This window comes from Neobacillus sp. plas4 (genome assembly GCF_057221695.1).
In genome coordinates, this window is the sequence record NZ_CM170152.1 from 6,111,749 (window position 1) to 6,123,042 (window position 11,294).

General features: G+C 38.4%; 11 protein-coding genes. All 11 read right to left on the minus strand.

Features of this window, described 5'->3' with window-relative positions; genetic code table 11:
* Positions 1–19: 19 nt before the first annotated feature.
* On the minus strand, positions 20–748 hold the full coding sequence (locus AC2TFD_RS30355) for a DUF554 domain-containing protein (protein WP_335510762.1): 729 nt from the start codon (positions 746–748) through the stop codon (positions 20–22).
* A 146-nt stretch (positions 749–894) separates the two neighbouring features.
* The gene (locus AC2TFD_RS30360; protein WP_484674747.1) at positions 895–1,752 is read right to left on the minus strand and encodes a ParB/RepB/Spo0J family partition protein; all 858 of its coding nucleotides are present in this window, start codon (positions 1,750–1,752) and stop codon (positions 895–897) included.
* Positions 1,745–2,506, minus strand: a complete 762-nt coding sequence (locus tag AC2TFD_RS30365; RefSeq protein ID WP_132087294.1) for a ParA family protein — start codon at positions 2,504–2,506, stop codon at positions 1,745–1,747. Before AC2TFD_RS30365 ends, AC2TFD_RS30360 begins: the two co-directional genes overlap by 8 nt.
* A 217-nt stretch (positions 2,507–2,723) precedes the next feature.
* Positions 2,724–3,596 carry a nucleoid occlusion protein gene (gene noc / locus AC2TFD_RS30370; protein ID WP_335510766.1) on the minus strand — a complete coding sequence of 291 codons (873 nt, stop codon included), beginning with the start codon at positions 3,594–3,596 and terminating at the stop codon, positions 2,724–2,726.
* 288 nt (positions 3,597–3,884) lie between these two features.
* Positions 3,885–4,601, minus strand: a complete 717-nt coding sequence (gene rsmG, locus AC2TFD_RS30375) for a 16S rRNA (guanine(527)-N(7))-methyltransferase RsmG (protein WP_484674748.1) — start codon at positions 4,599–4,601, stop codon at positions 3,885–3,887.
* Between the two features lie 27 nt (positions 4,602–4,628).
* Positions 4,629–6,518 (minus strand): tRNA uridine-5-carboxymethylaminomethyl(34) synthesis enzyme MnmG, encoded by a 1,890-nt coding sequence (mnmG, locus tag AC2TFD_RS30380; protein WP_484674749.1) that lies wholly within the window; start codon positions 6,516–6,518, stop codon positions 4,629–4,631.
* A gap of 149 nt (positions 6,519–6,667) precedes the next feature.
* Positions 6,668–8,053, minus strand: coding sequence for a tRNA uridine-5-carboxymethylaminomethyl(34) synthesis GTPase MnmE (gene mnmE / locus AC2TFD_RS30385; RefSeq protein WP_484674750.1), 1,386 nt, complete (start codon positions 8,051–8,053; stop codon positions 6,668–6,670).
* 249 nt (positions 8,054–8,302) lie between these two features.
* Positions 8,303–8,923, minus strand: a complete 621-nt coding sequence (gene jag, locus AC2TFD_RS30390) for an RNA-binding cell elongation regulator Jag/EloR (protein WP_335510775.1) — start codon at positions 8,921–8,923, stop codon at positions 8,303–8,305.
* On the minus strand, positions 8,920–9,696 hold the full coding sequence (gene spoIIIJ / locus AC2TFD_RS30395) for a YidC family membrane integrase SpoIIIJ (RefSeq protein ID WP_335510777.1): 777 nt from the start codon (positions 9,694–9,696) through the stop codon (positions 8,920–8,922). The genes jag and spoIIIJ overlap by 4 nt, the downstream gene beginning before the upstream one ends.
* A gap of 144 nt (positions 9,697–9,840) precedes the next feature.
* Positions 9,841–10,185, minus strand: coding sequence for a ribonuclease P protein component (gene rnpA, locus AC2TFD_RS30400; protein WP_335510779.1), 345 nt, complete (start codon positions 10,183–10,185; stop codon positions 9,841–9,843).
* A gap of 267 nt (positions 10,186–10,452) precedes the next feature.
* Entirely contained in the window at positions 10,453–10,587 is a 135-nt protein-coding gene (rpmH, locus tag AC2TFD_RS30405; protein WP_335510781.1) for a 50S ribosomal protein L34, read from the minus strand.
* Between the last annotated feature and the right edge of the window lie 707 nt (positions 10,588–11,294).

Sequence of the window (11,294 nt, forward strand, 5' to 3'; positions counted from 1 at the left end):
GGAGTTTCTTGTAAGTAAATTAAAAATACTGATGATATTGATAGAGAATGGCTACTATAATCGCCGTTACGAGAATAGCAGGGAGGAGGTTCGCAACCTTTATTTTTACTAATCCAGTTAGATTCAATCCGATTGCAAAAATCATGACTCCGCCGGTCGCAGTTAGTTCAACGATAAATTGATCCATCAAGAGCTGCGGAATAAAACGATCAATTTGGGTGGCGAATAATGCAATCAGCCCTTGATAGAGCATGACAGGAATGGCAGAAAAAATAACGCCGACTCCAAGGGTAGAGGTTAATATAATCGATGTAAATCCATCTATAAGCCCCTTCGTATACAAAACATCATGGTCACCGCGGATACCACTGTCGAGGGCTCCAATAATTGCCATAGCCCCAATCACAAAGATTAAAGTGGCTGTAACAAATCCTTCTGAGATGCTGCCTTTTCCAGTAGAGCCTATTCCCAAAGAACCAATTTTCTTTTCCAGCCAAAAACCTAACTGATTTAGCTTTTCATCTAATTGCATGAGTTCACCTAGGACGGCTCCTATCACCAAGCTAATAATGACAATCAGGAAATTCTCACTTTTCAAGCCCATTTGTAATCCCAGGACAATCACCGACAATCCGATTGCATACATGACCGTTGTTTTCATGCTTTCAGGTATTCGGTTCAAAAGCCTTCCTATTAAAGTACCAATAATGATTAATGCTCCATTGACCAGCGTCCCTAATAAAAACATCGTTTGTTCACCTATTCTTCGAATCTCGAAATTTATAATAGTATTAACCTATCATGTTTTATGGTCAATGAAAAGATATTTATTTTTGGAAAAGTCCGTTTTATCAAAGCTCCGGCAAAAAAAAATAAACCATCCGATTTGATGGCTTAAAGTGATTCTTCTTGACCAAGCATTTCTAGAATTCGTTCTAGATCTTCTTTGGAAAAAAATTCAATTTCAATTTTCCCTTTATTTTTTGATTGTTTAATATTTACAGTTGTCCCGAAGCGTTCCCTAAGGGAGTGTTCACGCTCCTGGATAAATACATCCTTTTTCTTTTCAGGCTTTTTTGTTTCACGTGGAACATTATCATTTAATTGTTGAATGAGTTTCTCTAACTGGCGTACATTCAAGGACTCTTGAATAATTTTATCCACTAAAGCTGGGACCTTGGCCTTTTGACGAAGGCCTAATAGCGCGCGTCCATGACCCATCGAGATTTTCCCATCGGAAATTAACTCTTGAATCTTAACAGGAAGGGAGAGCAATCGAATATGATTCGCGATATGCGGGCGGCTTTTTCCTAAACGCTTCGCTACCTCTTCTTGGGTAAATTTTAGCTTTTCCATTAATGTCTGGTAAGCCTGACCCTCTTCAATTGGATTCAAGTCCTCTCGCTGGAGGTTTTCTAATACCGCTAACTCCATCATTTGCTGCTCTGTTAACTCTCTAACAACTGCTGGCACACTTTCTAGTTTTGCCTCTTTTGCTGCTCGGAAGCGTCTTTCTCCAACAACAATTTCATAGCCCTTTATGCTTTTTCTTACTACAAGCGGCTGGAGAATTCCATGTTCTAGAATTGATGCTTTCAACTCATCAATTGCTTCCTGCTGGAAGGTTTTCCTTGGCTGGTAAGGATTCGGACGCAGCTCTTTTACACTAATTTCTTGGACAGTCTCTTCCTTACCGGCCTCGATATTCGTAAAAAATGCATTTATGCCTTTTTTCCCTAGGCCCTTAGCCATTTGAGACCACTTCCTTTGCTAGATCTAAATAAACTTCTGCTCCTCGAGATTTTGAATCATACGTAATAATTGGTTCGCCATGGCTCGGTGCTTCACTTAGACGTACATTTCTTGGAATAATGGTTTTATATACTTTGTCTTGAAAGTACTTCTTAACCTCTTCAATGACTTGAATGCCTAAGTTGGTCCGTGCATCAAGCATTGTCAGCAAAACACCTTCTATTTTTAGGTCTTGATTTAGGTGTTTTTGTACTAGACGTACAGTGTTTAATAACTGACTTAAACCTTCTAGAGCATAATACTCACATTGAACTGGAATTAATACAGAATCAGAAGCTGTTAAGGAGTTGAGTGTTAGTAACCCTAATGAAGGAGGGCAATCGATAATGATATAATCAAATTGGTCTTTGACTTCTTCAAGGGCACGCTTTAACCGGACTTCTCTTGAAATTGTAGGAACAAGCTCGATCTCTGCCCCCGCCAACTGGATGGTAGCAGGTATAGCATATAAATTTTCCACTGATGTTGATTTTATAACATCCTTTGCTTCCACATCATCTACTAAAACATCATAGATGCACTGCTCTACATCTGCTTTATCAATACCGATTCCGCTTGTTGCATTTCCTTGAGGGTCAATGTCTACTAATAAAACCTTTTTCCCAATGTATGCTAAGCAGGCGCCTAGATTGACAGAGGTAGTTGTCTTTCCAACCCCGCCTTTTTGATTCGCGATTGCAATGGTTTTGCCCACGATGTCACCTACCCTTGTTTCAAATAATAAAACTTAAAGTCTAGTAAGTAAAACTAGTAATATAAAAATCCATGCTCTGTTATTTTATCATGAAACTGATTTATTGTTATTTTTTTTCATAAAATATTAATAATGATTAGGCTGTGATTACTTCCACTATTTTACACAAAATAAAAACCAAACTACTGAAAAGTCTGGTTCCATTTTGTAGAATATTTTATTTTTTCTTTGGTATTTTGATTGTAAATTGATAGTACTCTTCGAATTCTTCCTCTTCGGCGTCGAGAGAAATTCCGTTATCTGTCACCATCGTTAATGATTGACGAATGGTGTTTACTGCAATTCTCATATCCTTGCTGAAGGCCTTCCGTTTTGGCTTTGGCTTTTGGTTTTTTTCTTCCAGCAGCCGTGCCACTCGATCTTCCGTCTGCTTCACATTAAGATTTCTTGCAATAATATCCTGCATGAGTAAAACTTGCTTCTCTGGATCCTTAAGCGGGATCAGGGCTCGTGCATGCCGCTCCGTTATTTCCTTATTCAACAAGGATTCTTGGATTTGCTGCGGCAGTTTAAGAAGCCTTAGCTTATTTGCTACGGTTGACTGCCCTTTTCCAAGCCGCTGAGCAAGAGCCTCTTGCGTTAAATTATGGAGCTCGAGCAGCTTTCCATAAGCAATCGCCTCTTCAATTGGAGATAATTCTTCCCGCTGTAAATTTTCAATTAAAGCAACCGAAGCGGTTTCTGTGTCTGAATAATTCTTAATAATTGCGGGCGCTTCATCCCAGCCTAGCTTCTTCATTGCACGAAAGCGGCGCTCCCCGGCAATAATCTCATAATTTCCATCAAACTGGCGGACTACAATTGGCTGTATGATTCCGTGTGTATGAATTGTTCGTGATAATTCTTCTATTTTTTCGTCATCGAATACGGTTCGAGGCTGAAAACGGTTTGGAACAATTCTTTCAATCGGAATCTTTTTTATTTCTTCATTTTTTACGCCATCAAGCTCTTGGTCTTGCTCTTTTTCTAACTCAACCTTTTGATCTCCCTTTTCGCCGAGGCCAAAAAAGCGTGAAAACGAATTCTTCATCCCCAACACCACCTTTACGAAACTCCCTATTACTTATTCGCTGTCTATCCTTTTACTTCCTGCCAATTCCGCTGTTTTATTTAAGCTCTTTTCTTAAACTTTGTTGCCTGTAGGAACAAAACTTAATGATAATGCTAAATCTCTGCAGAAATTAGCAAAATTCAATAAGAAAAGAGCCTGCAAACTATATTCTAAAGTGCAAAATAGCTATTTCCACGTTAAAATCGGCTTTAAGATTTTAACAACAATCTTTACGTAAGCAGGCTTTATTTAAACAAATAAATCATCCTATTCAATTGGCATTTTGCCAGGTGTTCCTGGTTTTCTTGGATACTTTTTTGGCGTTTGTTTTTCTTTTTTAATCACAAGAATATTTCTTTCACTGTCTTCCATCGGCAAAGTAAAAGTAAACATCTGCTCTAACTTTCCACCAAGGGTTGTAATTGCCTTCTGCCCTACTGCCAATTCATCATTTGCATGTGCCGCTTTCATAGCGATAAAATGTCCGCCAACTTTTACAAGCGGCAGGCAGAGCTCACTAAGTACAGACATTCTCGCAACTGCCCGGGCAGTCACAAGATCGTATGATTCCCTATGGGATGGATTCACCCCAAAGGTCTCAGCACGATCGTGAATGAAGTGGACCTTATCCAATTTTAAAACATTTGCTAAATGGTTTAAAAAGGATATCCGCTTATTTAATGAATCAACAATGGTTACCTCTAGATGAGGAAAGGCAATTTTTAATGGAATACTTGGAAACCCTGCGCCCGCACCTACATCGCAAAGGTGAAGAGGCTGCGTAAAATCAAAATAGAAGGCAGCAGATATGGAATCATAGAAATGTTTTAAATAAACATCACTTTGATCTGTAATGGCCGTTAGGTTCATTTTTTCATTCCACTCAACCAAGGTATGAAAGTAATTTTCGAATTGGTGCAGCTGCTCATCGCTAAGGGTAATGCCCTTTTCAAGAAGCATAGCTTTGAATTGTTCGACGTTCATCAGCAAAACTTCCTCTTTTTTTCAAAATTATAGATTACTCGTCCTTGCTATTTTTCCTTGTTCTAAATAAATAAGGAGGATTGAAATATCCGCTGGATTTACACCAGATATCCTTGAAGCCTGAGCAAGAGATAATGGTTTGATTTGTTTTAAATTTTGCTTCGCTTCATTTGCAAGCCCAGATATCGAATCATAATCAATATTGTCAGGAATTTTCTTATTCTCCATTTTCTTTAGGCGTTCAACCTGCTGGAGTGATTTTTCAATATAACCTTCATATTTAATTTGGATTTCAACTTGCTCTTTAATATCTTGATCTAATTCCACATGACTAGGAGTTAGTTTCTCAATATGTTCATATGTCATCTCAGGACGTTTCAATAAATCTGCAGCTAGAATTCCGTCTTTAAGCTCACTGCCGCCCATGCTTCTAATGAGTTCTTGGACTTCGGCTGAGGGCTTTAGTCTAACGGATAAAAGTCTTTCTTTTTCTGATTCAACTGCTGCTTTCTTTACAAGAAATCTTTGATAACGCTCCTCTTGAATAAGGCCAATCGAATGCCCTAGTTCCGTTAATCTTAGATCTGCATTGTCATGTCGTAACAAAAGACGGTATTCTGCACGTGAAGTCAACAAGCGGTAAGGTTCAGCGGTACCCTTTGTAATTAAATCATCTATTAATACACCGATATAGGCATCTGAACGGCTAAGAATTAATGGATCTTTTCCTTGTATACTCAGTGCAGCATTAATGCCAGCCATAATCCCTTGGCCAGCTGCCTCTTCATATCCGGATGTTCCATTAATTTGACCAGCCGTATAAAGGTTTTTTATCACTTTTGTTTCCAAAGTCGGCCAAAGCTGTGTTGGATTAATCGCATCGTACTCAATCGCGTATCCGGCCCTCATCATTTGTGCATTTTCCAATCCAGGAACGCTTCTAATGAGTTGATGTTGAACATCTTCTGGAAGACTGGTCGATAAGCCTTGAACATAAACCTCTTGTGTTTTTCTTCCTTCAGGCTCTAGAAAGATCTGGTGACGAGGCTTATCATTAAAGCGGACTACTTTATCCTCAATGGATGGACAATAGCGTGGACCTGTTCCTTTTATCATTCCAGAATACATGGGTGACCGATGAAGGTTTTGGTCAATTAACGTATGTGTTTGTTCATTTGTATAGGTTAACCAGCATGGGAGCTGATCGGTGATATATTTAGTGGTTTCATAAGAAAACGCCCTCGGTTCCTCATCACCAGGCTGAATTTCCGTTTTGCTGTAATCAATTGTTTGGCTATTCACACGCGGCGGAGTTCCAGTCTTAAAACGAACAAGCTCAAACCCAAGTTCTTCTAAATGCTCAGATAATTTTATGGATGGCTGTTGATTATTCGGACCGCTGGAGTACTTCAATTCTCCGAGGATAATTTCACCGCGAAGATACGTACCGGTCGTAATGACGACTGTTTTTGCACGGTAAATGGCACCTGTTTTTGTAATAACCCCAACACAGACGCCATTTTCGACGATTAATCTTTCAACCATTCCTTGAAGGAGTGTGAGATTTGGAGTATTTTCAATTGTATTTTTCATTTCGGACTGATAGTCAACTTTATCGGCTTGAGCCCGCAGTGCACGGACTGCAGGACCCTTACCCGTATTCAACATTCTCATTTGGATATGTGTTTTATCTATATTTTTTCCCATTTCCCCGCCAAGTGCATCAATTTCCCGAACAACAATCCCTTTTGCGGGTCCGCCAATTGATGGATTACATGGCATGAAAGCAACCATGTCGAGATTAATGGTAAGCATTAATGTTTTTGCGCCCATTCGTGCCGCCGCAAGGCCAGCCTCACAGCCAGCATGGCCAGCACCAATGACCACAACGTCAAAATTACCTGCTTCGTATGACATTTTACTTCACCAACTTTCTTATTTTCTAGCTGCAGCACCTAGCCCCCCGAGGTAACCTCGGGGCTGAACGCTAAGGAATGCTCCTTAGAATAATCTTCGCAGGAACAAGCTGTGCTTGTTCCGAAGGTGCTGCTGCTTTTATTATTTTCCTATTTTCCTAAACAGAACTGTGAGAATAACTGGTCGATGAGGCTTTCATGAACACTATCACCGATAATTTCCCCAAGTATCTCCCAGGTTCTTGTAACGTCTATTTGGACAATATCAATTGGAGTGCCCATTTCTACTCCAGCGATGGCTTCTTCTATCGTATGCAAACTTTGCCCAATCAACGCAATATGGCGGCTGTTTGAGAGATAGGTCATATCACCAGCGTCAATGGAGCCGGCGAAGAACAGAGAGGATATGGCTTCTTCAAGTTCATCCACACCACGGTCCTCTAATAAGGAAGTGGTGACGATTTTATGCTCCGCTGCCAACTCCTTAACACGGTCCATATCAATTTGCTGTTCAAGGTCAGTCTTATTCACAATGACGATGACATCCATCCCTTTAACCGCTTCAAAAAGGTTTTCATCCTCTTTTGTAAATTCATCTGCGTAGTTTAGCACTAACAAGATTAAATCAGCTTCTTTTAATACCTGCCGTGACTTTTCTACTCCTATGCGTTCAACAATATCTTCCGTTTCTCTAATACCCGCTGTGTCTAATAGTCTTAGCGGCACTCCGCGGACATTTACATATTCTTCAATTACATCACGGGTTGTCCCAGGAATATCGGTAACAATTGCTTTATTTTCTTGAACAAGACTATTTAATAAAGAAGACTTTCCAACATTCGGGCGGCCGACAATAACGGTCGATAGTCCCTCTCGTAAAATTTTCCCCTGCTGTGAGGTTTGCAGCAGCTTTCTTAATTCATCCCTAACATAAATGGACTTTTCCAATAACATTTTATGAGTCATTTCTTCAACATCGTCATATTCAGGATAATCGATATTTACTTCAACGTGTGCGAGGATCTCTAAGATTTCCTGACGCAATCCCCTAATTAACTTCGATAATCGTCCTTCCATTTGTCCTAGAGCCACATTCATTGCCCGATCTGTTTTTGCCCTAATTAAGTCCATTACGGCTTCTGCTTGTGATAAATCAATCCGTCCGTTTAAAAACGCCCTCTTGGTAAATTCACCTGGTTCTGCAAGTCTAGCTCCATGAGCTAATACATGCTGCAAAACACGATTAACAGATACAATCCCGCCGTGACAATTTATTTCAACTACATCCTCTTTTGTAAAAGTCTTAGGTCCCTTCATGACCGATACCATTACCTCTTCAATAACCTGATCCTTCTTTGGATCGATTAAATGTCCATAATGGATCGTATGAGTTGGTACCTCTATCAACCTTTTTCCACTAATGCTTCGAAAAACTTGATCCGCAATTTTAATGGAATCATCGCCACTCAATCGTACTATTGCAATTGCTCCCTCACCCATTGGTGTCGATATGGCAGCTATCGTATCAAATTCCATTACATTCACCACTCTTTATATATATAAATACAAATTATTTTTCTCAAAATATTAGAATACCACATCTGGTTTTGTGTAAAAACCAAAAAACCTTATAAAAAATTATCCACAACCAAATAAATGTCCACGTATTATTTTAACTTATCCACATGTGAATAACAATAAAACATAGAATTTCAAATAATTGTTATTCACAGGTCATTTAGACTAAAAAAAAGACATCCTTCAAAAAAGGATGCCTTTTCTTATTTATCTGACAGGTGAAATAACAATATGGCGATGTGGATCTGAACCATCTGAATACGTCTTTACTCGTTTATTATCGGATAAAGCTGTATGAATAACTTTACGCTCATATGAAGGCATTGGTTCCAATGCAACATCCTTGCCTGTTTTAATTGCCTTCAGGGCTAGACGATGTGCTAATTGGATTAGCGTATCATTTCTCCGGTTTCGGTAATCCTCTGCATCTAAAATAACGGTTAAATAATGATTCGAAAAGCGATTGATGATTAACTGCGTTAAATATTGTAATGAATTTAATGTTTGTCCCCTTTTTCCAATCAAAAGAGCGATCTTTTCGCCTGTCAAAACGAAATGCACTTGTTTACCATCCCGTTTAACTTCAATACTGACAGGCGCACCCATTTGTTCACTAACCTGAAGCAGAAACTTCTTTGCCTCATCAATTGGATCGATAATAACCGTAACCTTAACGACAGCAGGGCGAGAACCAAATATTCCAAAAATACCCCTTTTTCCTTCATCAATAATGGCTACATCCGTGCGGTCTTTTGTTGTGTTTAGTTGAGCTAAAGCTGATTCCACTGCTTCTTCGACAGTTTGTCCGGTAGCAGTTACTTGTTTCACTTTTTTGCTCCTCCCGCTTTACCGGCCTCTGCAGTCTTCCTCAAGTCCGGTCCTTTAATGAAATAAGTTTGTACAATCATGAAAATGTTACCAACTACCCAGTACAAAGAAAGTGCTGCTGGGAAATTGAAAGCAAAAATGACGATCATAATCGGCATCATCCAAAGCATCATCGCCATTTGAGGATTATGCTCCTGTCCAGCCATCATCAACTTTTGCTGAATAAATGTTGTGATCCCTGCAACAATCGGAAGAATAAAATATGGATCCTTATCCCCTAGATCAAACCAAAGGAAACTATGATCTGCAATTTCCCTTGTTCTAGAGATAGCATGATAAAAACCAATTAAAATCGGCATCTGAACGATTAATGGGAAACAGCCTGCCATTGGGTTTACTCCATGCTTTTGGAAAAGTGCCATTGTTTCTTGCTGCAGCTTTTGCTGAGTCTTTTGATCCTTTGAACTGTATTTCTCTCGAAGCGCCTTCATTTCTGGCTGTAATGCTTGCATTGCTTTCGAGCTTCTTGTCTGCTTGATCATTAGCGGTAAAATCGCTAATCGAATTAAAATTGTTACGACTATCAATGAAAAACCAAAGCTTCCGCCTAGTATATCTGCAAATTTCACAATGACCCAGGATAGCGGGTATACGATGTACTCATTCCAAAAACCTGTACTTTCGGCATCGATTGGTTTATTGATTTCAGTACATCCTGAAAGGAATAGAATGACAGAAACAAAACCAAGCAAAAGTAATATTCGTTTTTTCAACCTGAATTTTCCTCCTTGAACAATGTATATATATATATATAGATTAAACTACTATATCCATTTGGAATATTTCATAGGTATTTTACCATCTTTTAGAATAATTTGTCTCCTAAATTTATGACGATACCTCTATATTTTGACAAACTATCGTTTTTTTAAGACCTTTCCCACTTTAAAGACATGAGTTAAACTCTTTTTTACCTCAAAAAAATCCATTTCTGCTGCAGGCTTCCTAGCAATGATTACGTAATCATTCCCTGGCATCAGCAAATCGGATAATTCGAAAACGGCTTGTCTTATGTATCGTTTAACTTGATTTCTTGTTACGGCATTTCCTATCTTCTTGCTTACAGAAAGTCCAATCCGAAAATAGTCCTGATCTTCCTTTTTTAGACTATATACAACAAATTGTCGATTCGCAAAGGATTGCCCCTTTTGAAATGCCTCTTGAAATTCCTTATTCTTCTTCACACGTAATTCTTTCTTCATAGAAAACACCTTCCATCTATACCAAAACTTTTCCATTGAGAAAGACACTTTATTATAGGCACTTTTCTGTTACATTTTTGTTTTTGGAACAAAATTAATGATTGCGCTAAGTTTTCCGGAGAAAGAATAACTCATTAAGAAAAGTGCCTACAAATTTAATTCTTAAGCACAAAAGGCTATTGCCGCGTTAAAATCAGCTTTAAGATTTTAACAATAAGCATTAGGCAACAGCTATATTAGAAAAAAGACCACTGATGTTTCAGTGGCCTAAGCTGATAATACTTTTCTTCCTTTTTGACGACGGCGTGCTAGAACTTTACGTCCAGTAGCGCTGCTCATACGACTGCGGAAACCGTGAACTTTACTATGTTTACGTTTTTTTGGTTGATATGTTCTTTTCATTATATGACACCTCCCTGAGGAATAGCTGTTAAAGACAGTCTAACTAATTATAAAGACGGACTTTTATCTTGTCAACTACCCGTAAAATATTGTACTTGTATCACTATTTTTTTCACACAGATTTTTTTCATCCCAAAAAATCTTAATAACTCCAATTTCCTCTTAAATTTATCCTGTGGATACTTTTTTCGACATTTTTTTCACCATTTCACAAGATATTGACAGTTTTTACACAAGAAACACTACTTGTGGACAAGTTTTAATCACATATTGTTGTGGTTGTGGATAAACCATTAAAAGGCATTGCGTATCTGCATTTTATTTGATATTATATTTGTGTTTTCACTCTGAATAACTTTGCCCCCTAAATACGTTATCCACAAACTGTGGATAACATGTGGACAAGTTGTTCAAGCACACTGAAGAAACTTGTCCACAAGCAGTGGATATTGTCGAAACTCCACTTTATTTCCTATATTATGTTTTTCCACAATCATTGTTTCGTATATTTATAAATTAGTAGGTTGTACAACTTGTATAACATTGTTTTTCCGCGGAACTCTTGTCCATTTTGATATAAAAATGATGCAAGGATACTTCACAACTGTTTGTGAAAAAATATCTTTATATATGGAGTTTAGACAAAAAACATACCTGCAAAGTGCATTTCAATAATAGACAGATAAAAAGAAAAAGGAGGGATAACC